Genomic DNA, 23,146 nt, shown 5'->3' on the forward strand with positions numbered 1-23,146 from the left:
TGCCGGGGGTCTAACCGGGCGTGTCCCGGAAGATTCCGGTGTCCGTGGGCAGCGCGGCGATCACCGTGTCGAGTTGTTCGTTGTGCCGATCGGTGGCCGCCTTCAGGGCCGCGGCGTCACGGGCGAGGAACGCCGCGAGCATGTCGCGGTGCCCGAGGTGGAGCCGCAGCCGCTCCGGGGTCCCGACCTGCGACATCGGCTGCACCGGTTCGGTGATGTTCCATGCCGCCTCGAACATGTGCAGGAGCCGCTGCATCCGGCACGGCGACGCCAGAGCGAGGTGGAAGTTGCGGCTCTCGCGGTGGTACGCGGTCAGGTCGTCCTCGAGAACCGAGCGGTCGAGGGCCTCGTACGCCTCCCTCGCGCGGGCGTCGTCCGCCTGGTCGGCGAGGGTGATCGCCACGGAGTGCGCCGCCGACTCGAGGACGCCCCGCACCAGGTAGAGCTCCTCGAGTTCGTCGACGGTGAGCCGGGCGACCGTGTACCCGGCGTTGGCCCGGTGATCGACCAGGCCTTCGCCGATCAGCGTCTTCAGCGACTCCCGGATCGGGATCCGGCTGACACCGAAATGCTCGGCCACCTCGTCGACCGGGATCGGCGTGCCGGGCGGGGCGCCGCCGCTGAGGATCACCCGGCGCAGTTCCTCGAGGATCACGGTCTGGGAACTGCCGGGATCCCGGTTGGCCAGGTTCGTGACCAGCATCGACGGTCGGCGCGGTGGCATCGGGACCGTCCTCAGGCGGGGTGTGTGTCGCGCCAGTGGCGGGCGATCTCGATGCGCCGGGCGACCCAGACGTCGTCGTGCGACTGCACGTGGTCGAGGAAACGCTCGAGCGCCGCGGTGCGGGCGGGTCTGCCGACGATGCGGCAGTGCAGACCCACGGACAGCATCTTCGGTGCCCCGGCCGTTCCCTCCGCGTACAGGACGTCGAACGCGTCCCGCAGGTGCGCGAAGAACTGCTCGCCGCTCGGGAAACCGCCGGGCGACGCGAACCGCATGTCGTTCGTGTCGAGGGTGTACGGGACCACCAGGTGGTCGACGAGACCCTTCCCGGGGGCGTCAACCTTCACCCAGTAGGGCAGGTCGTCGGCGTACGAATCGGAGTCGTACTCGAAGCCGCCGTGCTCGACCACCAGTTGCCGGGTGAGCGGGGAGTCGCGGCCGGTGTACCAGCCCAGCGGCGCCTCGCCGGTGAGGTCCCGCAGGATCTCCACTGCCTCGGCCAGGTCCCTGCGTTCGGCGTCCTCGTCGGAGAGTTGGTACGACTTCCACCACAGGCCGTGGCAGGCGATCTCGTGACCGAGTTCACGAAACGCGCTGACGGCCTCCGGGTTCCGCTGCATCGCCTTGGCCACCGCGAAGATCGTGAGCGGCAGCCCTCGGCGCTCGAACGCCCGGAGCACGCGCCACAGGCCGGCGCGGGATCCGTATTCGTAGATCGATTCCATGCTCATGTGCCGGTTCGGGAACGACTGCGCCCCCACCATCTCGGACAGGAACGTCTCCGACGCCTCGTCGCCGTGGAGCACGTTGTTCTCGGCGCCCTCCTCGTAGTTGAGGACGAACTGGACGGCGATCTTCGCGCCCCCCGGCCACTGCGGATCGGGCGGGTGCGGCCCGTATCCGACCAGGTCACGGGGATAGCTGGTATCGAAACCGTGGGTCATACCGTCAACCCTTCCCGACCCGCCTCGGTCAGGGAACCCCACAACCGCAACCGCGCCATGCCGCCGTCCGGGAAGATGTCGAGCCGGGCGTCCGTGACGGGCCGATCACCGTCGAGGACGAATCGGTGCCTCGTGTCGGGCTGCAGACGTGTCCGCGGGAACAATTCCGTCCACTCGCCGTCGCCGTCCCGTCCGAGGAGGCTCGCCTCACCCGGGGCGTTGCCCAGGAAGTAGGAGGTGTCGATCTCGACCAGCGACACGGTGCCCTGGGCGGCGAGGCGGATCTCGACCCAGTCGTTGTCGTCGTCGCGCCGGCGGGACGTCTCCCAGCCGTCGCCCATCACCCGGGCGAGACCGGGGAGCAGCATGTTCTGCGGCGACCCGTAGAACATGTTGGAGCAGGACGTGACTCGGGCGCCGTTCTCGAGCGCCGCGAGATCGACCGGGCCCGCGTCGAGGAACCGGGGGTCGGGACGACCCTCGCCGTGCACCCGCAACCGGGCGACACCGCCGTCCGGGTGCATCGTGAGCTTCACGTGCGTCCACCGCCGGTCGGAGTCGACCGCGAACGGATTCTCGGTGTCGCCCTGAACGGGGCTGCGCTCGACGATCGTGGTCCAGTCGGCGCCGACCAGTTCCTCGGCGGACGGGTAGCCCTCGACGGACGCGGCCTCCACCGAGATCTCCGGCGGGTAGTTGCCCTTGAACCACGCGGTGTCGACGACGACGCCGCGCACCACGCCGGGAACACCGAGCCGGACGATCGCCTCGTCGCTGCCGGCCACCCGACGACGCCGGGTCTCCCAGCCGTCGTACACCTGACCCTTGTGGCCGAACGTGGCCGGCTGGTACACGGCGGCCGTCGGGCGGATGAGGTTCTCACGCTCGGCGAACAACTCGTCGTTGGCCCAGACGACGGCGCCGCCGAGGGTGCGTACGGCCAAGTCCGGGAGACTGCGGAAATCGGGTGTGGTCGGGGTGTTCGGGGACACGGTGTGCGGCTACCTCCTGATCGGGCGTGGGGCAAGTGTAGGGGAGTTCGGGGCGCGCGGCGCCGACCGCGAGCCGGGACGTGCGGGGCTCAGGGCTCCGGAACCACCGTGCGCGAGAGGACGTCGCGGAGGGTGCCGGCGTCGCAGCTCGGTGCCTGGGCGAGCACGGCCGCCTCGTCGAACGCGCCACACGCCAGTCCGCGCAGGACCACCGTCGCGAGCGCCTGTGCGGTGGCCGGTTCGTCCATCACCCCGCCACCCTGGCGGTCGAGGTAGGCCTGCAACCGGGTGGCCGCGGCGGGCAGCGCGTCGCGGTAGAAGTCGAACGTCGCGAGCCAGCGGGTGATCAGGTGCCCCGGATGCATGTCCCAGCCCTGGTAGTACCCGCGTTCGAGCGAACGGGTGACGAGCCGGTAGTGCCTTGTGAGGGCGGCGCGGATCTCGTCGTCACTGCCCTGCGGGACGACCTGGGTGGAGCCGTCGCACACCCACACCCCGGTTTGCGCCGCCGCCACCAGCATCACGGACTTCGCGTGATCCGCGACCGGGTGCTCGAGCGACTGGAACCGCGAGGCGATCCCGCAGGCCGCACTGTAGTCGTAAGTGCCGTAGTGCAATCCGGTGCAGCGACCGTCGGCGAGTTGGATGGCCTTCGCGACGGTGACGGTGCCGTCCGGCCCGAGCACGGCCTGCGGGCTCTCGATCTGCAACTCGAAGAGCAGCGACCTGTCGGGGAGCCCGTACGCGCGCTCGAGCTCCTCGCACAACGCGACGACGGCGGTGACCTGCTGGGCTGCACGTAGTTTCGGGACGGTGAACACGAAGCCGTCGGGAACCCCACCCGCACCTTCGAGGACGAGTTCGAGGGTGCGGATCCCGCGCCGGCGCTCGTGCGGGGCCAGGCCCTTGGCCCGGATCCCCAGCGACCGCGGCCCGGACGGGTCGGCGGAGAGCCTACGCAGTGTGCGGCCCGCCTCCAGCGCGGCCGCGTCCTCGACGTCGTCGCTCCGCCAGCCGAAGCCGTCCTCGAAATCGATCCGCAGATCCATGACCGGACGAGTTTCGAGCATCGCGCGGACGTCGGGAAGCGCACCGGTCGTGCCGATTTCGGACAGCGCGTCGGCGTGCCGGTCCAGCAGCGCGACAGCCTGCTCCCCCCACACCCGCGGGGTGTCCGGTCCGGCGTCCGCGGCGCTCACGTAGACGGTGTGGATGGGCTGCGGCTGCTGCCGATCACCCGGAAAGGCCGCCGTGAGGTCGGTGTCGACCGGGGCGAGCAGTGCGTCGACGCGGTCGAAACCGCTGTCGGGGAGACGGCTGAGGTACTGGGGGTTCACGCCACGATCTTGGCAGAAGTGCGGGATTCCCGTCGTCCACGGGCTTCGCCCGATGTCATCTCGGTCTGCTCCGACCGCACCGCGGTGACCTCCGGTCAGGCGGTCGCGCCGCGCAGATACGACTCGACGGCGCGCATCAGCTGCTGCACGCTGCGCTCGGTGCCCGGCTCGATTCCGTCGAGCGATCGGGCGCCCATGAAACGGTCGAAGACCAGGCCTTCGACGACGCTGACGAAGTCGGCGCCCGCGCTGTAGGGGTCGGCGACACCGAGGGCGTCGAACAGTTCGGCGGCGTGGACGCGGGAGAACAGGCAGGTCGCGAGCAGCGCATGCAGTTCGGCGTCGCCGGACAGTTCGACGGTGAGCGCGTGCCGCGCGATCAGGTCGTCGCGGCGGGTGTGCAGCAACCGGTCGAGCGACCGGGCCACGTCCTCGGCCAGGGAAGACAGGTCCCCGGGAGGGGGTGCGGTGTTCTCGAAGTCCCGCCGCGAGCGTTCGGTGAGCCGGCGTACCGCGGATTCGACGAGCGCACGCCGGGTCCGGAAGTAGTACGACGTCGATCCGCCCGGCAGACCCAGTTCGCGGTCGACGGCCCGGTGCGTCAGGGCGCGCATGCCGTCGTGGGCGATGATCGTGATCGCCGCGTCGGCTATCTGCTCACGCCGCTCGGGCACGGTGTCTACCTCCTCACATCGGGTTGTCGCCGATGACTCTACATTCGTAGTGTCTCCTCTATGGATGTAGAGGTTCTGTTGGACGACGCGCAGCGTGTTGCCGCGGCCGTCCTGCACGAGACCGCCGACGGCCTGGCGGAGGGTCGGTCCGGGGTTCGTGGCGTCTACCTGTGGGGACCCGTCGGCCGAGGCAAGACCTGGTTGATGGACGGCTTCCAACGTTCGGCGCCGGGACCGAAGCGCCGGGTGCACTTCCACGACTTCTTCCGAAAGCTCCACGCGGACGCGCACGATCTGGGGTCCATCGACCTCGCGATCGACGCGGCGCTCGGCGACGTCCGGCTGCTGTGCTTCGACGAGTTCCACCTCCACGACGTCGGGGACGCGATGCTGGTGGCGCGGCTGCTGACGGCACTGTTCGCCCGCGGGATCACGCTGGTGGCCACCTCGAACTACCCGCCCGATGGGCTGCTGCCCAACCCGCTGTTCCATCACCTGTTCGCGCCGACGATCACCGTCCTGGAACGGAATCTGACGGTGGTGCGGGTCGCGGGACCGGTCGACTACCGCACGGTGACCACGTCGGAAACCGGGTTCTCGCTCGGACGGTTCGCCGGCGCCGCCGAGATCGAGGGTCCGGACCTCCGCGAACGCGTCACGCTGCCCGTCGGCACGCGCACCGTGACGGCGTCGGCGGTACGTGACCGGACCGTGTGGTTCGACTTCTCGGCGCTGTGCGACACCCCGACCGCACCCGCCGACTACCTCGACCTGTCGGCACGGTTCCCGTGCTGGGTGATCAGCGGTGTGCCCCGACTACGAGAGGTGGGCGCGGAGACCGTGCGACGCTTCGCGAACGTCGTCGACGTGTTGTACGACAGGGAGACACCGCTGACCGTCGTGGCGGACGCGCTGTGGGAGGACCTGTTCGCCGGGCTCGAGGGCACGCTCGACGTCGACCGCCTGGTGAGCCGGTTGTCGACGCTGCAACGATGACCGCGCCGGGCAGACCCCGAGGTCTGCCCGGCGGCGGCGCATCGATCAGACGTACTTGCTGTACGCGGGCAGGTCCAGCTGACCGTTGCCGGACAGTCCGATGACCACGACCTCCGGATCGGTGACCGTGCGCGCATGCGCGATGGCGGCGGCCACGGCGTGGGTGGATTCCGGCGCGGGGATGATGCCTTCGGCGCGGGCGAAGAGCAGGCCCGCGGTGAGGGCGTCGTCCTGTTCGATCGCGGTGGCCTCCATCAGGCCGAGGGCGACGGCGTGCGAGACCATCGGCGACATGCCGTGGTACCGCAGGCCACCCGCGTGGATCGCGGGCGGAACGAAGTCGTTGCCCAGCGTGTACATCTTCAGCAGCGGAGTCAGGCCCGCGACGTCGCCGAAGTCGTAGCGGTATTCCCCCTGCGTGAGCGAGGGGCAGGCCGCCGGCTCGCAGGCGACGAGGCGGGTGGTCGTTCCCTCGCGCAAGTTGCGGCCGAGGAACGGGAAGGTCAGGCCGGCGAGATTGGAACCGCCACCGGCGCAACCGAATACCGTGTGCGCCACGGGCTCGCCGGCTTCCTCCAGCTGCGCCAGGGCTTCCTGGCCGATCACGGTCTGGTGGAGCATGACGTGGTTGAGGACGCTGCCCAGTGAGTAGTGCGCGCGGGGGTCGCCTGCGGCCACCTCGACGGCCTCGCTGATCGCCATACCCAGCGAACCGGTGGTGTCGGGGTGCTCGGCGAGAATCGCCCGACCAGCCTCGGTGAGGTCGGACGGCGACGGATGGCAGATGCCGCCGTAGGCCTCCATCTGCAGTCGGCGGTAGGGCTTCGCGTCGAACGAGGCCCGAACCTGCCACACCTCCACCTCGAGACCGAGCAGAGCGCCGGCGAACGACAGCGACGCGCCCCACTGGCCCGCACCGGTCTCGGTGGTCAGTTTGGTGGTGCCCTCGAGGGCGTTGTAGTACGCCTGCGCGACAGCCGTATTCGGCTTGTGCGAGCCGACCGGGCTCACACCCTCGTACTTGTAGTAGATCCGTGCGGGGGTGCCGAGGACCCGTTCGAGCCGGTGCGCGCGCACCAGCGGCGACGGACGCCACGTGCCGTAGATCTCACGGACCGTGTCGGGGATCTCGATGTAGCGATCGGTCGCGACTTCCTGCTCGATGAGGCTCGCGGGAAACAGCGGCGCCAGGTCCTCCGGGCCCAGCGGCTCCCGGGTGCCGGGATGCAGATGCGGCGGAACAGGTTCCGGAAGATCGGCTGCGAGGTTGTACCAATGGGTGGGTACGGCCGAGGGAACCGTAACCCCCAGAGGTTCCAGCGATCGAGCGAGTTCGGCTCCGGTTACCGGGGACGTGGTCAAGTAACTCTCCTTCGTGGATGGGTGCGTCCGGAACATGCTGCGCTGTCTGCTGCCGTGAACGGGTGATTTTCCCGGTCCCCGCGTGTCACGATGGAAGGGCAACTCGGGAGTGAGGATGCCGGACCGTCGGGTGAGAAGCAGGGTCGTCCACACGGTCGCCCTGCTGGCGGCCGTCGTGACGGTCACCTTTGCGGCGAGGGTGGTCCCCGCGCCCGACACCCCCGCCACACCGACGGAGCCCGGCGCCGGGGCAACGCGGGCCCTGGTCGTCCTCTCGGCGACCGCCGTCGTCGTCGCGGCCGTGGCACTCGCGTCGGCCATCCGCGGCGGTCGGCCACGCGTCGCCCCCGATTCGCCGACCATGGGTCCCACCGGAAGCACCGGAGCCTCGGTATCGCGTCGGCACATCGTCGGGTGGGCGGCGTTCGCTGCCCTCCTGGTGGCAACGGTGCTCGTCGCCGGATCCGTCGGTGGCGACGACCCACTGGACCAGCCGCGGTCCCCGGCGAACCCGACCGCCGACGACAGCGCCGATCGAACCGACACGGTCGTGCCCGCCGAGACGAATCCACCGCCCGGCGACGTCGACGCGAACCGCGAGGACCTCACGGAATTGTGGACCGCGGCAGCGATTGTCGGGCCGATGCTGGTGACGCTACTGATCCTCGGTGCCGTGGCGCGGCGCCCGCTCCAGGCCCGGGCCGGTGCCTGGACCTCGGCGCGTTCCGCCGACGTCCCGGGCACCTCGCAGTCGTTGGCCCGGGCGGCGGAGGAAGGGCTCGCGGTGGTCGTCGTCCCGAATCTGCCGCCGCGCGAGGCCATCATCGCCAGCTACGCCGCGATGGAAGATGCGCTGCGCGGAGCCCCGGGCGCCGAGCCACGGGACTCGGACACACCGTCCGAAGTGCTGGCCCGTGCAGTGCAACTCGGCGTCCTGCGATTCGAGGCCGCGGCGCCGCTCGTGCGCCTCTTCTCCGAGGCGAGGTTCAGCCTGCATCCGATGGGCGAACGCCACCGCGACGAGGCCGCGAATCTGCTCAGGCGGGTGCGGGGCGACCTCGGGAGCGACTCGTGTTCGCCGTCGCAGTAGTCGGTGTCGGGGCAGTGCTGGCCGTGGAGGTCCCGCTGGTGGCGGCCGGTCGGTACAGCGCGGCCGTGCTGGTCGCGGGAATTGTGACCGCCCTGGTGCTCTTCGAGATTCGACGGCGCCTCACACCCGCGGAACCGGACGACCTACCGTCGGGTGTGGAGGCGGAACGGGCCGAGGCGATGGCCCGCTGGGTGGCGCGGACCGAAACGCTGATCAGCTGGGCCGACGGCACACGCGGCGACTGGGACCACCATCTGCGCCCGCTCCTCGCGCGCGAATTCCAGCAGTCGACCGGACAGCGGCCGGGGCTCGACCCGGCCGACACCGCGGCAGCGGGCGAGGTGTTCTTCGGCGACCTGTGGCGGTGGGTCGATCCCGACGGCATTCAGCGCACCGATCGGACCGCACCCGGCCCGGGCCGCGACGTGCTCGACCGGATCCTGCAACGACTGGAGCTGCTGTGACGATGCCCGCCGAGATCACCACCGCGCGCGCCCACGCGGTGCTGGCGGAGGTCGAACGGGCGGTGGTCGGCAAGCACGACGAACTCACGTCGATCCTGATCGCGGTGCTGGCGGGCGGGCACGTGCTCATCGAGGATCTGCCCGGGCTGGGAAAGACGTTGGTGGCGCGAACTTTCGCTGCCGCTCTCGGGCTCGACTTCACCCGGGTCCAGTTCACCCCCGATCTGCTGCCGGCCGACCTGCTCGGCGCCACCATCTACGACATGCCGTCGGGTCGCTTCGAGTTTCGTCCGGGACCGATCTTCACGAATCTGCTCCTCGCCGACGAGATCAACCGCACCCCACCCAAGACCCAGGCGGCGCTGCTCGAGGCGATGGCGGAGGGACAGGTCAGCGTCGACGGCACCACCCGCATGCTGCCGCGTCCGTTCGTCGTGCTCGCCACCGACAATCCCATCGAGTACGAGGGCACGTACCCGCTACCCGAGGCCCAGCTGGACCGGTTCGCGCTCCGACTGCGACTCGGGTATCTCACCGAGAACGACGAGCACGAGATGCTGCGTCGGCGGCTCGATCGGGGATCGGCACCCGTCGTGATTGAGCAGGTGGTCGACGCCGCCGACCTCCTGGCGATGCGCGAATCGCTCGAGCAGGTCAGTGTCCATCACGACGTACTCGGGTATGTCGTCGCGCTCGCGAACGCCACCCGCCATCACCCGCAGGTCGAGGTGGGGGCAAGCCCCCGAGCGGAACTCGACCTCGTCCAGCTGGCGCGGGCCCGCGCCCTCCTCGCCGGCCGCGACTTCGTCATTCCCGAGGACATCAAGGCGCTGGCCGTTCCCGCTGTCGCGCACCGCATCAGCCTGCGCCCGGAGATGTGGGTGCGCCGCATCCGGAGCGACGACGTCCTCGCGGAACTGCTGCGCCGCCTCCCGGCGCCGAGGGCACGATGACGGAGCGCACGCTGGCGTGGCGGGCGTCGCCGGCAGCCCTCGCGCTGGCGACCTGCGCGGCCGTGGCACTGACCGCGGGGGTCGTGGGGCGCTGGTGGGAAGTGGTGGTGTTCGCCGCCCCGATGCTGGGCGCGCTCGGTTCGGTGACGTGGCTGCCACGACCGGCCACCGGCGTCCGCGCCGACACGTCGGGACGCATGCTGCGGTGTTTCGAATCCGAGTCCGTGCGGTTCACGGCGCACGTGGTGACGTGCGGCGGCGCGGCCGAACTCGCGGTGACACCGGCGCCGTCCGACAACTACACGGTCGAGCAGGTCGGCGACGGCGACTATCAGCTGTCGGCGGACCGATGGGGTCGGTACGAACCCACCCTGATCGTCACGGCCCGCGCCGGCGGCGGTCTGCTGACGGCGACGGCGCGGGTCCCCGTCGCCGAACTGCGGATCTTTCCGCTCGCACCGCCGATGCCGACGCCACTTCCACATGCCCCGCTTCCGGACCGCATCGGCGCGCACCGCACCCGCCGATTCGGTTCCGGCGTCGAGTTCGGCGACATCCGGCCGCACGCCCCCGGCGATCCGCTGCGCAGCGTCAACTGGCCCGTGAGTGCCCGCCGCGGCCGGCTACACGTGACCGAACGGATCATGGACCGCGCCGCCGACGTCGTCGCCGTCCTCGACACCACCCCGCAGGCGCCGGGACCCGCGTCGGAGAGCCTGCACCGGACCGTCCGCGGGGCGACGCAGGTGGTGCAGGCGGCGTTGCAGCGCGGCGACCGGGCCGGGGTTGTCGCCAGCGGGCTTCGGCTGCGGTGGCTCGGCGCCGACATCGGGCGCAGGCAGTTTTACCGGATCCTCGACACCGTCCTCGACTCCGAGGCCGGCGCCACCGAATCCGAGGTCGGCGGCGGCGCCTCCGAGGGCACCCTTGTGCCCCGGGTCGCGCTGCCGCCGAGGGCCGTCGTCATCGCGTTCTCCACCATGCTGGACACCAATTTCGCGCTGTCGCTGCTGGAGTTGAGGCGACGCGGGCATGTCGTCGTGGCCGTCGACGTGCTCCGCGGCCCCCCGTTCGAACACGAACTCGACCCGATGACCGCCCGGATGTGGCGGCTCGAACGCCGGAACATGTACCGGAACATGGGCGTTCTCGGTGTCCCGGTGGTGGCGTGGGAGGACGATTCGGCGCTGGATCTCGCGCTCGCGCTGGCCGATCGTGCCCGCAGGCCCTCGGCGGCGTTCCGATGAGATGGGGTGCGGTGCTCGTCGTGCAGGGCGCGTTGATCGCGCTCGTTCTGGGCAATGCGTCCGCGGTCGCGGCGGCCGCCGCCGGTGTCGCGGCGACGGGACTGCTGCTCGTCGCGTACACCGGTCTCGCGCCGGGCGTCCCGAGGCTACTGCTGGGCGCGGTCGTTGCCGGCGCGGCCGCGAGTCTGGCGGCGACACTCCCGGACGGACCGGCATGGTCGTCGCTGCTCGGACCGGTTGCGGTGGTGGTGCTGTTCGTCGTCGCGGTGTGGCCGTACGTCGGCAACCGCAGGTCGGCCGAAAGTCAGAACCGGCGGATGCTGTAGATGTGGAACTGCGACAGCGGCGCCAGACCCACCGGCACGCCGCGTCCGTACGCGTTGAAGACCTGACCGAAGCCCGCGTAGATACCGATGTGCGACGCGTCCGGGTTGAGCACCACGATGTCGCCGGGGGCCAACGCCCACAGCGGAATGGGGGCGCCGACCTCGGCCTGCTCCCACGTGGTGCGGGGCAAATTCACGCCTGCCTGCCGGAATGCCCACTGCACCAGACCCGAGCAGTCCCACGCGTCCGGGCCCGTCCCACCCCACAGATAAGGCTTGCCCGTCTGGGTGGTTGCCGCCGCGAGCGCGGCCAGCCCGGTCGGCGTGGGAATGGGCGTCGGGAGAACGGAAGAACCCATCGAACTGCCGCCGGTGCTGCCGCTGTCGGAACTGCCTGCCACCGGTGCGGCGTTGGCGGGAAGCGCGACCAGCGCGGTCGCGCAGAACGCGAGAGCACCGGCAACGGCCGCACGCCGCACGGGACGGAGAGGTCTGCGCTGGGACACGACGTCCCCCCTTTGTTCGCTACTGCTCGTGAGAGCCGTGGAACCGCCCCGACCATCGGTGCACACGCCTCGATGAGATCACGGAAAGCGTACAAAGTGTTGCGGCATCGTGCCTGACATTCGCGAATATCCGTCCGAACTGGGCAGATTCGGTCAAATGTCGGTAGCTGTCACTCCTGCGTCAGGGTCAGCACCACGTCGGCCAGTGCCGGCGCATAGTCACGCTCGGGAACCGTGGCGGAGATGAGGAGTCTGCCCTCTTCCTTCCAGATCCGCGTGTGAAGCGTCTCGCCCGGAAAAACCACGCCCGCGAACCGGACCCGGAACCCCGCTACCTGCGACGCGTCCGCGTCGAGGACCGTGTCCACCGCGGCCTTGCACACCATTCCGTAGGTGCAGAGGCCGTGCAGAATCGGTGCGGGAAACCCTGCGGCGGAAGCGAACTTCGGGTCGGAATGCAGCGGGTTGCGGTCGCCGCACATCCGGTACATCAGCGCCTGCTGCGGTAGCACGGGGGAGTCGACCTCGGCGTCGGCCGGACGGTCGGGCAACGTGATGGACTGGGACGGTCCGCGCTCACCACCGAAACCCCCTTCACCTCGGGCGAAGATGGACGAGCGACCCGTCCACAGGGGAGTGCCGTCGAGGTCGGTGGTGGTCGATTCCTGCACGATGACGGCGGCTTTGCCCTTGTCCCACACCTCGGCGATGCGTGTGGTGGTGCGGGCCTTGCCCTCCGGGGGAATCGGCCGGTGCACGGTCACTTCCTGGCTGCCGTGCACCACTTTGGCCAGGTCGATCTCGACTCCCGGGAACGACACGCTCGGCGCCTCGGTGGCATGGAAATTCGCGGCGACCGTCGCGAATGTGGGAAGCACCTGCGGCGTCCCGTCGGTCAGGTACCGCAATTCCCTCTCGTCGAGCGGACGCGACCCGGCGCCGAGGGCGAGGTGGTAGTGCTGCACGTCGGAACTGGTCCAGGAGAACTCCTGGGTGGGCAGTTCGGCCCCGACGGCGATGTTCGGATCAATGGGCATTGGTGGTGTCTCCGGTGAGTGACGTCGGCGAGTCGGTCCGGGCGGACTTCGCGAGAATATCGAGAACCGCGAGATAACCGAACGTCATCGCGGGACCGATGGTCGCGCCGGGGCCCGCGTAGGTGTGGCCCATCACCGGGCCGCTGGCATTGCCCACAGCGTAGAGGTTCTCGATGGTGCTGCCGTCCGTCCGGAGGACACGCGCGTTCCTGTCGGTGCGGAGACCGCCCTTGGTGCCGAGGTCGCCCGGGACCATCTTGACGGCGAAGAACGGCGCCTTCTCGAGAACGCCGAGGCTCGGGTTCGGTTTGTTGCGGGGATCCCCGTAGTAATGGTCGTACCCGCTCTCACCACGGCCGAAGTCGTCGTCCTTGCCGTTCCGGGCGAAAGTGTTGAAACGCGAGACCGTTTCGGTGAGCGCGTCGACCGGGACACCGATCTTCTCGGCGAGTTCGGCGACGGTGCCGGCCTTGACGATGACGCCGGCCTTCAGCCACCGACCCGGGAACGGGGAGCGCGGGGTGACTCCGGCGAACGCGTACCGGTCGCGGTAACGCTGGTCGAGGACGAGCCAGCACGGAACGTTCTCGCCGGGTCCGTCGCCCTGTCCGTAGGTGCCGCCGTACATCGCGTGCGTCGCCTCGACGTACGGTGCGGACTCGTTGACGAAACGCTTGCCGGATTCGTTGATCATGATGCAGCCGGGCAGGCTCCGCTCGGACAGTGCGAACCACGGGCCGCCGGTGAGCGGGATCGACGGACCCCACCAGGCGTCCTCCATCAGATCGAGCGCAGCGCCGAGCTTTTCACCCGCCCAGATGCCGTCGCCGGTGTTGGCCTTGGCTCCGACGGTCCACTCGGTGCCGATCGGGGCGCGCTGATACTTCTTGCGGGCCTCGTCGTTGTGCTCGAATCCGCCCGACGCGATCACCACGCCGCGGCGCGCCCGGAACACCTGCGGCTGCCCGTCGACCGTGGCGTTGACCCCGCGGACCACGCCGTCCACCACGTACAGGTCGGTGAGCGGGGTGTCGAGCAGGATCGGGACGCCGGCCGCCTTCAACCCGGCCTGCAGTCCCGCGACGAGCGCCTGACCGCGGACGAGCAACCGCTTGCCGGTGAGTTTGGCGCCCAGGAATCGGAGCCCGACCCGGGCGGCGCGCAGCGGACCACGCGGGTTGCGCATCAAGAGGTTCAGCCAGCGGTAGTCGGCCTGGGTGATCACGAAGTTCGACGGGGCCTTGACGTAGTCGGGCTCGAGCTTCGCGAGGTCGGCGCCGAGCTTCCGGCCGTCGAACGGTGTCGGCTCGACGGACCGTCCGCCCAGCCGGCCGCCGGGGGCCTCGGGGTAGTAGTCGGAGTATTCGGGCACCCACTGCAGCTTCAGCGGGCTGTTCTTCAGCACGAACGACAGCATCTCGGGGCCGCGGTCGATGTAGGCGTCGATGCGGTCCTTCGGGACGACGTCGCCGATGATGCTGTGCAGGTAGGTGCGTGCGGCGTCGGTGGTGTCGTCGACTCCCGCGGCGATCAGCGCCTCGTTGTTCGGGATCCACACGCCCCCGCCGGAGCGAGCGGTGGAGCCGCCGAAGTGCGGTGCCTTTTCCAGGATGACGACGCTCAGTCCCTTGTGGGCCGCGGTCAGGGCCGCGGTCATACCACCGGCACCGCTACCGACGACCACGATGTCGTATTCGTGCTTGCTCATGTAGAACACGTTATAGAATGATGGGGTTGTCAGTCCATCCTTTCTGCCAGGAAGTATTACTGACGACAACAAACAAGAACGAAACACGTTGCAGTGAAAGCCGGTGGGCGTGCGCACGCAAACGAACTCCAGGGAAGGTCCTCACACCATGCTCTCGACGCAACTACGCACCGAGTTGGCGAATCAGCTCGACGCCGCGGAACGCAGCCGCGCTCCCATCGGCCCCCTCACCGCGGACCATCCCGACATCGACGTCGTCGACGCCTACGAGATCCAGCTCGTCAACATCCGCCGCCGGCTGCAGGACGGCGCGCAGGTCGTCGGGCACAAGGTCGGCCTGTCGTCCCTGGCCATGCAGCAGATGATGGGCGTCGACGAACCCGACTACGGCCACCTGCTCGCCGACATGGAAGTGTTCGAAGACCAACCCGTCGACACCTCCCGGTTCTGCTTCCCGCGCGTCGAGGTCGAGGTCGCGTTCGTGCTGGGCGCCGACCTCCCCGGCGCCGGCTGCACCGAACAGGACGTCCTCGACGCCACTGCTGCGTTCGCGCCGTCCATCGAACTGATCGACAGCCGGATCACCGATTGGAAGATCACGCTGCCCGACACCATCGCCGACAACGCGTCGTCCGCCGGCTTCGTGCTCGGCACGAACCGGGTGCGGCCGTCCGACATCGACATCAAGGCCATCGACGCCGTCCTGACGAGCAACGGCGAGATCAAGGCCGAGGGACGCAGCGACGCGGTGCTCGGCAACCCGGTGACGGCCGTCGCCTGGCTCGCGCAGAAGGTCGAGAGCTTCGGCGTCCGGTTGAAGGCCGGCGACATCGTGCTGCCCGGCTCCTGCACCCGCGCCATCGACGCTCACCCGGGCGACCACTTCCGTGCCGAGTTCAGTGGGCTCGGATCCGTATCCCTGCAGTTCAAGTAGGAGTGTCATTCATGACGAAGGCAAGTGTGGCGATCGTCGGTTCGGGCAACATCAGCACCGACCTGCTCTACAAGCTGCAACGATCCGAGTGGCTCGAACCCCGCTGGATGATCGGGATCGACCCCGAGAGCGAAGGCCTGGCGAGGGCCCGCAAGATGGGACTGGAGACGTCGGCCGAGGGCGTCGACTGGTTGCTGAACCAGCCGGAGAAGCCCGACCTCGTGTTCGAGGCCACGTCCGCGTACGTGCACCGCGAGGCCGCACCGAAATACGAGGCCGCGGGCATCCGCGCCGTCGACCTGACTCCCGCCGCCGTCGGACCCGCCGTGGTCCCGCCGGCCAACCTGCGCGAACACCTCGGCGCCCCCAACGTCAACATGATCACCTGCGGCGGGCAGGCCACGATTCCGATCGTGTACGCCGTCTCCCGCGTCGTCGACGTGCCGTACGCCGAGATCGTCGCGTCGGTGGCGTCCGTCTCCGCAGGCCCCGGCACCCGCGCGAACATCGACGAGTTCACCAAGACCACCAGCCGCGGCATCGAGACCATCGGCGGGGCGCAGCGCGGCAAGGCCATCATCATCCTCAACCCGGCCGACCCGCCGATGATCATGCGCGACACCATCTTCTGCGCGATCCCAGAGGACGCCGACCGTGCCGCCATCACCGACTCCATCTACCGCGTCGTCGCGGACATCCAGCAGTACGTCCCCGGCTACCGGTTACTGAACGAACCGCAGTTCGACGACCCGAGCGTCGTGTCCGGTGGTCAGGCGACGGTCACGACGTTCGTCGAGGTCGAGGGCGCAGGAGACTTCCTGCCGCCGTACGCCGGCAACCTCGACATCATGACCGCAGCGGCAACCAAGGTGGGCGAGGAGATCGCCCAGAAGCTCCTGAGTGTGGAGGCATGAGCACTATGGTCCATTTCGACGGGGCGAGCGGAGCGACGGGAAATATGCGCAGCAGCTGGGACATTCGCGTCACCGACACCTCCCTCCGGGACGGTTCGCACCACAAGCGCCACCAGTTCACCGGTGAGGAGGTACGGGCCATCGTCGGTGCGCTCGACAACGCCGGAGTCCCCGTCATCGAGGTGACGCACGGCGACGGTCTCGGCGGGTCCTCGTTCAACTACGGCTTCTCGAAGGTACCGGAGCAGGAACTCATCTCGATCGCCGTCGACACGGCGAAGAACGCGAAGATCGCCTTCCTCATGCTGCCCGGGCTCGGCATCAAGGACGACATCATCGTCGCCCAGGACAACGGCGCCTCCATCTGCCGCATCGCCACCCACTGCACCGAGGCGGACGTCTCCATCCAGCACTTCGGCCTGGCCCGCGAGCGCGGTCTCGAGACGGTCGGCTTCCTGATGATGGCGCACTCGATCCCACCGGAAAAACTGGCTCAGCAGGCCCGGATCATGGCCGATGCCGGCTGCCAGTGCGTGTACGTGGTCGACTCGGCCGGCGCCCTCGTGCTCGAACAGGTGTCGGACCGCGTCGAGGCGCTGGTGCAGGAACTCGGCTCCGACGCCCAGGTGGGTTTCCACGGGCACGAGAACCTCGGCCTCGGTGTGGCCAACTCGATCGCCGCGGTCCGGGCCGGTGCCAAGCAGATCGACGGCAGTACACGACGATTCGGCGCCGGCGCCGGTAACGCACCGGTCGAGGCGTTCGTCGGCGTGTGCGACAAGATCGGCGTCAAGACGGGGATCGACTTCTTCGCGATCGCCGACGCCGCCGAGGACGTGGTGCGCCCGGCCATGCCCGCCGAATGCCTCCTCGACCGGCAGGCGCTGATGATGGGGTACGCCGGCGTCTACTCGAGCTTCCTCAAGCACGCCGAACGCCAGGCCGAACGGTACGGCGTCTCGTCGGCCGAACTCCTCGTCCGCGCGGGCAAACGCAAACTCGTCGGCGGCCAGGAAGATCAGCTCATCGACATTGCCCTCGAACTGCAACGCGAGCGCGATGCGGCTGCGCCGCCTGTGAGTACTTCTTAACCGCCCGCGGTTGATAAGTACTCACAGGTCAGCGGGCGGTCTCCCACAACCCGACGACGTTTCCCTCGGAGTCGGTGAAGTACGCGGCGAACCCCATGTTCCCGACGGGGGTCCTGCCGGTGACGGTCTTGCCACCGAGGGATTCGATCCTTTCGAGGGCGGATTCGATGCTCTCGACGTCGACGGTAACCACGGGAGTGGTCACCTCCCCGCGCTGCATCATGCCGCCGTTGATGTACCCCGGTTCGTCGGGCATGCCGCTCTCGCCGACCGGTCCGGTGCTGACCATGCTGTAGTCCATGTCGGGGATCTCGGCGATGGCCCACCCGAACGCGTCGCGATAGAACGTTCGTGCGCGGTCACCGTCGTCGAAGGGGATTTCGAAGTGCACGATTCGGCCTGTCATGGCACGCCTCCGGTTCGGCTGGACCGCCGAATCCGGCGGCACGTCCAGCCTAAAACACGGTCGCCCGATGTGGCATTCGTGCAGTCAGACTGCACGAATGCCACATCGGGCGACACATCCGGGCGCGACGGCGCCGACGACTATTCGACGCGATCTCGCACGTCGATGAACCCCTCCATCACCGCGTGGTTGATGCTGTCCCACAGTCGTGGACACCCTTCCCGGAGTGCGGTGGACTGCCCCTCGCCGACGGCGTCCCGGAATGTCGGGCACTTCTTCGCCGGGTCGTCCGTCCACTGGACGCTCGTGTGCTTGAGGCTGTTCTTGCGCACCAGCACACAGGTTCCACAGGTGCGGCACTCGACTTCGTTCATCCCGTCGTCGAGATAATTGGCCTTGTCGGCCACCGTCTGCGCATGAATGGCCTCGAGCCGAGCAGGCTGTCCGGCGAAGTCGGGAGCTTTGGCCCATTCGGTCGAGGCACTCATGATCAGACCTGCGCTTCCGTACTCTCGGACCGCTCCGCAGTCGTGCTCTCGGACCGCGCCGCAGTCGAACTCTCGGACCGCTCCGCGGCTTCCCGCTCGGCCTTCTGCCGGGCCAGGTTCTCCTCGACCTCATGCTGCCAGGCCTCGTTGGCCTTGGTGGTGTCGACCTCGAACTCGAAGCGCTGCGTCATCTTGTCGGTGACGTCGGCGACGTCGACGTAGAACTGGTCGTACCAGCGTCGCAGTTGGTAGACCGGACCGTCTTCGTCGCAGAGCAGGGGGTTGTCGATCTTGGTCTTGTTCTTCCAGATCTCGACGTCCTGCAGGAAGCCCTCGGCGATGCCCTCGGTGAATTTCGCGGCCAGTTTGTCTGCGGTTTCGTCGTCGATGCCGGTCGGCTTCTTGACGGTGACACCGTATTGGAGGATGAACGAATTGTTCGTCACCGGGTAGTGGCAGTTGATGAGGACGCTCTCGACCTCGTACCCGCCGTAGCTGTTCCACAGCGGATTGATCATGTAGGACGGCCCGTAGTACGCGGCCTCGGAGCGCAGCAGCGATTCCATGCCGTATTGCGTCGCCATCCCGACGTCGGGGCGGCCCTTCGTGTTGAGGTACTGCGTCGCGACGTGGCCTTCGAAGACGTTCTTGAAGTAGGTCGGGAACGCGTAGTGGATGTAGAAGAAGTGCGCCATGTCGACGACGTTGTCGATGATCTCGCGGCAGTTGGAGCCTTCGATCAGCATCGAGTTCCAGGTCCAGTCGGTCCATTCGTCGCTGTATGCGCCCTCGATGCGGGGAATGGTCACGTTCTCCGGCGGCGGATTGCCTTCCGGGTCGTTCCAGACGAACAGCTGACCGTTCTGCTCGAGGGTGGTCCAGGCGCGGGTGCGGGCGATCGGCGGCACGCGGCGTGCGTAGGGAATGCTGGTGCACTTGCCGTTGCCGCCCCAGCGCCAGTCGTGGAACGGGCAGGCCACGGAGTCGCCCTTGACCGTGCCCTGCGACAGATCCCCGCCCATGTGCCGGCAATAGGCGTCGAGAACTTTCAGTTCACCCTTGCTGTCGGAGAAGACGACGAGTTTGGTGCCGAATGCCTCGATCGAATGCGGTTTGCCGTCCTTGAACGTCTTGGTCAAACCGAGGCAGTGCCAGCCACGCGCGAAGCGGGTCTGGACCGTGCCCACATCGATCTCGCGAATCTGCGCCATTGTGCCCTCACATCCCTTCATGCTGTTAGTAGAACACGTTATAGAACTTCGTCACGATCCGCCAGATTTTCGAGGGCTTTCTTCCAGACCCGGGCCGTCAAACAGCGCCTTTGCCGGTATCTCGACATAAATGGGAACGTGTTCTAGTCTCAGAAGATAAGTGAACCATCGAACGAGACAGGAGCGTCCTGTGGGTGACCATGACAGTCACGAGGTGATGCAGCGGGTCGACGCACTACTGCCGACGCTGCGAGAGCGTGCGCAGGAGACCGAGGATCTCCGTCGTATCCCCGACGATTCCATGAAGGCGCTTCAGGAGACCGGATTCTTCCGGTTGCTCCAGCCCGAACAGTGGGGTGGCTACCAGGCGGATCCGGTGCTCTTCTACTCCGCGGTGCGGAAGATCGCGAGCGCCTGCGGGTCCACCGGATGGGTCTCGTCGATCATCGGTGTCCACAACTGGCACCTCGCCCTGTTCACGCAGCAGGCGCAGGAAGACGTGTGGGGCAACGACACCGACGTCCGCATCTCGTCCTCGTATGCGCCGATGGGTGCCGGTCAGGTCGTCGAGGGCGGATACCAGGTGAACGGTGCTTGGGCCTGGTCCTCCGGCTGCGACCATGCCAGCTGGGCGGTCCTCGGTGGTCCGGTCATCAAGGACGGGCGTCCCGTCGACTTCGTCAGCTTCCTGATCCCGCGCGAGGACTACCGGATCGACGACGTGTGGAATGTCGTGGGGCTCCGCGGAACCGGCAGCAACACGGTGGTGGTCGAGGATGTGTTCGTCCCGACGCACCGCGTCCTCAGTTTCAAGGCGATGAGCAACCTCACCGCTCCCGGGCTCGAGCGCAACACCGCGCCCGTCTACAAGATGCCGTGGGGAACAATCCATCCCACCACCATCTCCGCGCCGATCGTCGGGATGGCGTACGGCGCCTACGACGCGCACGTCGAGCATCAGGGCAAGCGGGTCCGCGCGGCCTTCGCCGGCGAGAAGGCCAAGGACGACCCGTTCGCCAAGGTCCGCATCGCCGAGGCGTCGAGCGACATCGACGCCGCCTGGCGCCAGCTGTCCGGGAACGTCGCCGACGAATACGCGCTGCTCGTCGACGGGAAGGAGGTCCCGTTCGAGCTGCGGCTGCGGGCACGCCGCGACCAGGTGCGGGCCACGGGACGGGCGATCTCGTCGATCGACAAACTGTTCGAGAGCTCAGGGGCCACCGCGTTGGCCAACGGGACTCCACTGCAACGCTTCTGGCGCGACGCTCACGCCGGACGCGTTCACGCGGCCAACGATCCCGAGCGCGCCTACGTCATGTACGGCACCGGCGAATTCGGTCTTCCCATCACCGACACGATGGTCTAGGAGAACACGTGACGACTACCGAAGAGGCCCTCACGTTCGAGTCCGCCTCGAAGTTCGCCCAGGTCCGGCCCGACCTGAAGTTGCACTACCACGAGGCCGGGGTCGGCAACGACATCACGATCGTGCTGCTGCACGGTGGCGGGCCGGGCGCGTCGTCGTGGTCGAACTTCGCCAGGAACATTCCCGTTCTCGCCGAGAAGTTCCACGTGCTCGCCGTCGACCAGCCGGGATACGGGCTGTCGGACAAGCCGACCGAGCATCCGCAGTACTTCGTGCACAGTGCGTCGGCGCTGAACGACCTGCTCGACACCCTCGGCGTCACCGGCCGCGTTCATCTCCTGGGAAATTCTCTCGGCGGCGGGGCCGCTGTGCGTTTCGCGCTCGACTACCCGGACCGTGCGGGCCGGCTGGTCCTGATGGGTCCGGGTGGGTTGAGCGTCAACCTGTTCGCGCCCGACCCCACCGAGGGCGTGAAGAACCTCGGCAAGTTCGGCTACCAGCCGACGCGCGAGAACCTCGAGGCCTTCCTGCGCATCATGGTGTTCGACCAGAAGCTGATCACCGACGAATTGATCGACGAACGCTTCGCCGCGGCAAGCACTCCCGAGTCACTGGCCGCGGCCAAGGCGATGGGCAAGTCGTTCTCCTCGGCAGATTTCGAGCTCGGCATGCTGTGGCGCGACGCGTACAAGCTGCGGCAGCGGGTGCTGCTGATCTGGGGTCGCGAAGACCGCGTCAACCCGCTCGACGGCGCGCTCGTCGCGCTCAAGCTGATCCCGCGGGCGCAGCTGCATGTCTTCGGCGGGTGCGGACACTGGGCGCAGCTGGAGAAGTTCGACGAGTTCAACCGTCTGGCAACCGATTTTCTCCTGGACGGGGGTAAGTGATGAGTATTCGTTCACTGGCATACATGCGCATCGAGGCCACCGACATGGCCGCGTGGCGCGAATACGGTCTCAAGGTGCTCGGCATGGTCGAGGGCAAGGGCACCGACCCGAACGCCCTCTATCTGAGGATGGACGACTTCCCCGCGCGGCTGGTCATCTTCCCCGGGGAGACGGACCGGTTGTCGGTGTCGGGCTGGGAGACGGCCAACGCCGCGGAGCTGCAGGAGGTTCGCGACAACCTGTCGGCGGCCGGCGTCGCGTTCAAGGAGGGCACGGCCGAGCAGTTGCAGGACCGCAGGGTCGACGAGCTGATCACGTTCGAGGACCCGTCGGGCAACACGCTCGAGGCGTTCCACGGCGCGGCTCTGGAGCACAGGCGGGTGGTCAGCCCGTACGGGCACAAGTTCGTGACGGGGGAGCAGGGGCTCGGGCACGTCGTCCTCTCGACTACGGACGACGACGCGTCGCTGCGCTTCTACCGCGACGTCCTCGGCTTCCGCCTGCGCGATTCGATGCGGTTGCCGCCGCAGATGGTCGGGCGGCCGGCGGACGGCAAGCCGGCGTGGCTGCGGTTCTTCGGCTGCAACCCGCGGCACCACAGCCTCGCGTTCCTGCCGATGCCCACGCCCAGCGGCATCGTGCACCTGATGATCGAGGTCGAGAACTCCGACGACGTCGGGTTGTGCCTCGACCGTGCGCTCCGCAAGAAGGTGAAGATGTCGGCGACGCTCGGCCGCCACGTCAACGACCTGATGCTGTCGTTCTACATGAAGACGCCCGGCGGCTTCGACATCGAATTCGGTTGTGAGGGACGCCAGGTGGAGGACGAGAGCTGGATTGCGAGGGAGAGCACGGCCGTCAGCCTGTGGGGTCACGACTTCAGCGTCGGGATGCAGCCGTGAGTGAGGTGACCGGGGACGGCGCCGTCGCGGCGGAGGCGATCGATCCGCGACGGTTCCGGACGGTGCTCGGCCAGTTCTGCACCGGTGTCACCATCATCACGACCATCGACGACGGCGAGCCGGTCGGGTTCGCGTGCCAGTCGTTCGCGGCGCTGTCACTCGAGCCGCCGCTGGTGTTGTTCTGCCCGACCAAGACGTCGCGGTCGTGGGCGGCGATCGAGCGCAGCGGCATCTTCTGCGTGAACGTCCTGTCCGAGGAGCAACAGTCCACGTGTGCCCGTTTCGGGTCCCGCGACCCGGACAAGTTCGCGGGGATCGAGTGGACGGAATCGCCGCTGGGTTCGCCGATCCTCACCGGTTCGCTCGCCCACATCGACTGTTCGCTCGAGAGCGTCCACGACGGCGGCGACCACTGGGTGGCGTTCGGCCGGGTCTCCTCCCTGAGTGAGATCAGGGAGGAGCGGCCGTTGCTGTTCTACCGCGGCCAGTACACGGGCATCGAACCGGACAAGACGGTGCCGGCGCCGTGGCGCGACGACCTCGAGGCGTTCCTCACCACGTCGTCGGAAGACACGTGGCTCTAGATT

The 23,146-nt window shown here is 68.3% G+C and carries 25 protein-coding genes; 13 read left to right on the top strand and 12 right to left on the bottom strand.

Going from position 1 to position 23,146, the window contains the following annotated elements:
- Positions 1-10: 10 nt before the first annotated feature.
- The 5 genes from RJ1_RS02935 to RJ1_RS02955 all read right to left on the bottom strand — a co-directional run bounded on the left by RJ1_RS02935 (position 11) and on the right by RJ1_RS02955 (position 4,671).
- Positions 11-724 carry a GntR family transcriptional regulator gene (locus tag RJ1_RS02935; RefSeq protein WP_073358403.1) on the bottom strand — a complete coding sequence of 238 codons (714 nt, stop codon included), beginning with the start codon at positions 722-724 and terminating at the stop codon, positions 11-13.
- An 11-nt stretch (positions 725-735) separates the two neighbouring features.
- Complete coding sequence (gene puuE, locus RJ1_RS02940; RefSeq protein WP_073358404.1) at positions 736-1,668, bottom strand: allantoinase PuuE; 933 nt, start codon at positions 1,666-1,668, stop codon at positions 736-738.
- A complete protein-coding gene (gene alc / locus RJ1_RS02945) occupies positions 1,665-2,660 on the bottom strand; it encodes an allantoicase (protein WP_073358405.1) in 996 nt (331 codons plus the stop codon). Before alc ends, puuE begins: the two co-directional genes overlap by 4 nt.
- An 89-nt stretch (positions 2,661-2,749) precedes the next feature.
- Positions 2,750-3,997, bottom strand: coding sequence for a DUF6986 family protein (locus tag RJ1_RS02950; RefSeq protein ID WP_073358406.1), 1,248 nt, complete (start codon positions 3,995-3,997; stop codon positions 2,750-2,752).
- A gap of 95 nt (positions 3,998-4,092) precedes the next feature.
- Complete coding sequence (locus RJ1_RS02955) at positions 4,093-4,671, bottom strand: TetR/AcrR family transcriptional regulator (RefSeq protein WP_073358407.1); 579 nt, start codon at positions 4,669-4,671, stop codon at positions 4,093-4,095.
- A gap of 78 nt (positions 4,672-4,749) precedes the next feature.
- On the opposite strand from RJ1_RS02955, the gene zapE reads away from it, so the two are divergent.
- A complete protein-coding gene (gene zapE, locus RJ1_RS02960) occupies positions 4,750-5,667 on the top strand; it encodes a cell division protein ZapE (protein ID WP_073358665.1) in 918 nt (305 codons plus the stop codon).
- 45 nt (positions 5,668-5,712) lie between these two features.
- Here the strand turns inward: zapE and RJ1_RS02965 are convergent, their stop codons facing one another.
- Positions 5,713-7,029, bottom strand: coding sequence for a TrpB-like pyridoxal phosphate-dependent enzyme (locus RJ1_RS02965; RefSeq protein ID WP_073358408.1), 1,317 nt, complete (start codon positions 7,027-7,029; stop codon positions 5,713-5,715).
- A 115-nt stretch (positions 7,030-7,144) separates the two neighbouring features.
- Here RJ1_RS02965 and RJ1_RS02970 point away from each other — a divergent pair, with 115 nt between their 5' ends.
- Genes RJ1_RS02970 through RJ1_RS02990 form a run of 5 tightly spaced genes read left to right on the top strand, consistent with a single transcriptional unit; the run spans position 7,145 to position 11,109 of the window.
- Positions 7,145-8,119: a DUF4129 domain-containing protein gene (locus tag RJ1_RS02970; protein ID WP_073358409.1), complete on the top strand. Its 975-nt coding sequence runs from the start codon at positions 7,145-7,147 to the stop codon at positions 8,117-8,119.
- Positions 8,101-8,583 carry a hypothetical protein gene (locus RJ1_RS02975; protein WP_073358410.1) on the top strand — a complete coding sequence of 161 codons (483 nt, stop codon included), beginning with the start codon at positions 8,101-8,103 and terminating at the stop codon, positions 8,581-8,583. Before RJ1_RS02970 ends, RJ1_RS02975 begins: the two co-directional genes overlap by 19 nt.
- Positions 8,580-9,536, top strand: a complete 957-nt coding sequence (locus tag RJ1_RS02980) for an AAA family ATPase (protein ID WP_073358411.1) — start codon at positions 8,580-8,582, stop codon at positions 9,534-9,536. The genes RJ1_RS02975 and RJ1_RS02980 overlap by 4 nt, the downstream gene beginning before the upstream one ends.
- Entirely contained in the window at positions 9,533-10,783 is a 1,251-nt protein-coding gene (locus tag RJ1_RS02985; protein WP_073358412.1) for a DUF58 domain-containing protein, read from the top strand. The genes RJ1_RS02980 and RJ1_RS02985 overlap by 4 nt, the downstream gene beginning before the upstream one ends.
- The gene (locus RJ1_RS02990; protein WP_073358413.1) at positions 10,780-11,109 is read left to right on the top strand and encodes a hypothetical protein; all 330 of its coding nucleotides are present in this window, start codon (positions 10,780-10,782) and stop codon (positions 11,107-11,109) included. Before RJ1_RS02985 ends, RJ1_RS02990 begins: the two co-directional genes overlap by 4 nt.
- Here RJ1_RS02990 and RJ1_RS02995 read toward each other — a convergent pair.
- From RJ1_RS02995 to kstD, 3 genes are all read right to left on the bottom strand, one after another.
- Entirely contained in the window at positions 11,088-11,615 is a 528-nt protein-coding gene (locus tag RJ1_RS02995; RefSeq protein ID WP_073358414.1) for an NlpC/P60 family protein, read from the bottom strand. The genes RJ1_RS02990 and RJ1_RS02995 overlap by 22 nt on opposite strands.
- 170 nt (positions 11,616-11,785) lie before the next feature.
- The gene (gene chsH3, locus RJ1_RS03000) at positions 11,786-12,652 is read right to left on the bottom strand and encodes an enoyl-CoA hydratase ChsH3 (protein WP_073358415.1); all 867 of its coding nucleotides are present in this window, start codon (positions 12,650-12,652) and stop codon (positions 11,786-11,788) included.
- Positions 12,642-14,360: a 3-oxosteroid 1-dehydrogenase gene (gene kstD, locus RJ1_RS03005; protein ID WP_083400729.1), complete on the bottom strand. Its 1,719-nt coding sequence runs from the start codon at positions 14,358-14,360 to the stop codon at positions 12,642-12,644. The genes chsH3 and kstD overlap by 11 nt, the downstream gene beginning before the upstream one ends.
- Before the next feature lie 148 nt (positions 14,361-14,508).
- Between kstD and RJ1_RS03010 the strand changes: the two genes are divergently transcribed.
- The 3 genes from RJ1_RS03010 to dmpG are packed head-to-tail and all read left to right on the top strand — an operon-like array spanning position 14,509 to position 17,299.
- Entirely contained in the window at positions 14,509-15,294 is a 786-nt protein-coding gene (locus tag RJ1_RS03010) for a 2-keto-4-pentenoate hydratase (protein WP_073358417.1), read from the top strand.
- 11 nt (positions 15,295-15,305) lie between these two features.
- Positions 15,306-16,208 carry an acetaldehyde dehydrogenase (acetylating) gene (locus tag RJ1_RS03015; RefSeq protein ID WP_073358418.1) on the top strand — a complete coding sequence of 301 codons (903 nt, stop codon included), beginning with the start codon at positions 15,306-15,308 and terminating at the stop codon, positions 16,206-16,208.
- 44 nt (positions 16,209-16,252) lie between these two features.
- Positions 16,253-17,299: a 4-hydroxy-2-oxovalerate aldolase gene (dmpG, locus tag RJ1_RS03020; protein ID WP_143048980.1), complete on the top strand. Its 1,047-nt coding sequence runs from the start codon at positions 16,253-16,255 to the stop codon at positions 17,297-17,299.
- A gap of 28 nt (positions 17,300-17,327) precedes the next feature.
- On the opposite strand, the gene RJ1_RS03025 is transcribed toward dmpG, so the two are convergent.
- The 3 genes from RJ1_RS03025 to RJ1_RS03035 form a co-directional block, all read right to left on the bottom strand.
- Entirely contained in the window at positions 17,328-17,705 is a 378-nt protein-coding gene (locus RJ1_RS03025; protein ID WP_073358420.1) for a VOC family protein, read from the bottom strand.
- A 140-nt stretch (positions 17,706-17,845) separates the two neighbouring features.
- Entirely contained in the window at positions 17,846-18,193 is a 348-nt protein-coding gene (locus RJ1_RS03030; RefSeq protein ID WP_073358421.1) for a hypothetical protein, read from the bottom strand.
- 2 nt (positions 18,194-18,195) lie between these two features.
- On the bottom strand, positions 18,196-19,404 hold the full coding sequence (locus RJ1_RS03035; RefSeq protein WP_073358422.1) for a 3-ketosteroid-9-alpha-monooxygenase, oxygenase component: 1,209 nt from the start codon (positions 19,402-19,404) through the stop codon (positions 18,196-18,198).
- Positions 19,405-19,594: 190 nt separating this feature from the next.
- Between RJ1_RS03035 and hsaA the strand changes: the two genes are divergently transcribed.
- From hsaA to hsaB, 4 genes are read left to right on the top strand one after another with little or no spacing between them, the layout of a single operon-like run.
- Positions 19,595-20,770, top strand: coding sequence for a 3-hydroxy-9,10-secoandrosta-1,3,5(10)-triene-9,17-dione monooxygenase oxygenase subunit (hsaA, locus tag RJ1_RS03040; RefSeq protein ID WP_073358423.1), 1,176 nt, complete (start codon positions 19,595-19,597; stop codon positions 20,768-20,770).
- An 8-nt stretch (positions 20,771-20,778) separates the two neighbouring features.
- Positions 20,779-21,657, top strand: coding sequence for a 4,5:9,10-diseco-3-hydroxy-5,9,17-trioxoandrosta-1(10),2-diene-4-oate hydrolase (gene hsaD / locus RJ1_RS03045; protein ID WP_073358424.1), 879 nt, complete (start codon positions 20,779-20,781; stop codon positions 21,655-21,657).
- Entirely contained in the window at positions 21,657-22,559 is a 903-nt protein-coding gene (gene hsaC, locus RJ1_RS03050; protein WP_073358425.1) for an iron-dependent extradiol dioxygenase HsaC, read from the top strand. The genes hsaD and hsaC overlap by 1 nt, the downstream gene beginning before the upstream one ends.
- On the top strand, positions 22,556-23,143 hold the full coding sequence (gene hsaB, locus RJ1_RS03055; RefSeq protein WP_073358426.1) for a 3-hydroxy-9,10-secoandrosta-1,3,5(10)-triene-9,17-dione monooxygenase reductase subunit: 588 nt from the start codon (positions 22,556-22,558) through the stop codon (positions 23,141-23,143). Before hsaC ends, hsaB begins: the two co-directional genes overlap by 4 nt.
- The last annotated feature ends 3 nt before the right edge of the window (positions 23,144-23,146 follow it).

The organism is Rhodococcus jostii NBRC 16295, assembly GCF_001894825.1.
GTDB classification, from domain to species: Bacteria; Actinomycetota; Actinomycetes; order Mycobacteriales; family Mycobacteriaceae; genus Rhodococcus_F; species Rhodococcus_F jostii.

What these genes read in the sequence shown, in the direction of transcription:
- RJ1_RS02935 (WP_073358403.1), bottom strand. Translation starts at nt 724, where the DNA reads ATGCCACCGCGCCGACCGTCGATGCTGGTCACGAACCTGGCCAACCGG.
- puuE (WP_073358404.1), bottom strand. Translation starts at nt 1,668, where the DNA reads ATGACCCACGGTTTCGATACCAGCTATCCCCGTGACCTGGTCGGATAC.
- RJ1_RS02970 (WP_073358409.1), top strand. Translation starts at nt 7,145, where the DNA reads ATGCCGGACCGTCGGGTGAGAAGCAGGGTCGTCCACACGGTCGCCCTG.
- RJ1_RS02985 (WP_073358412.1), top strand. Translation starts at nt 9,533, where the DNA reads ATGACGGAGCGCACGCTGGCGTGGCGGGCGTCGCCGGCAGCCCTCGCG.
- RJ1_RS02990 (WP_073358413.1), top strand. Translation starts at nt 10,780, where the DNA reads ATGAGATGGGGTGCGGTGCTCGTCGTGCAGGGCGCGTTGATCGCGCTC.
- chsH3 (WP_073358415.1), bottom strand. Translation starts at nt 12,652, where the DNA reads ATGCCCATTGATCCGAACATCGCCGTCGGGGCCGAACTGCCCACCCAG.
- kstD (WP_083400729.1), bottom strand. Translation starts at nt 14,360, where the DNA reads ATGAGCAAGCACGAATACGACATCGTGGTCGTCGGTAGCGGTGCCGGT.
- RJ1_RS03010 (WP_073358417.1), top strand. Translation starts at nt 14,509, where the DNA reads ATGCTCTCGACGCAACTACGCACCGAGTTGGCGAATCAGCTCGACGCC.
- RJ1_RS03015 (WP_073358418.1), top strand. Translation starts at nt 15,306, where the DNA reads ATGACGAAGGCAAGTGTGGCGATCGTCGGTTCGGGCAACATCAGCACC.
- dmpG (WP_143048980.1), top strand. Translation starts at nt 16,253, where the DNA reads ATGCGCAGCAGCTGGGACATTCGCGTCACCGACACCTCCCTCCGGGAC.
- RJ1_RS03025 (WP_073358420.1), bottom strand. Translation starts at nt 17,705, where the DNA reads ATGACAGGCCGAATCGTGCACTTCGAAATCCCCTTCGACGACGGTGAC.
- RJ1_RS03030 (WP_073358421.1), bottom strand. Translation starts at nt 18,193, where the DNA reads ATGAGTGCCTCGACCGAATGGGCCAAAGCTCCCGACTTCGCCGGACAG.
- RJ1_RS03035 (WP_073358422.1), bottom strand. Translation starts at nt 19,404, where the DNA reads ATGGCGCAGATTCGCGAGATCGATGTGGGCACGGTCCAGACCCGCTTC.
- hsaC (WP_073358425.1), top strand. Translation starts at nt 21,657, where the DNA reads ATGAGTATTCGTTCACTGGCATACATGCGCATCGAGGCCACCGACATG.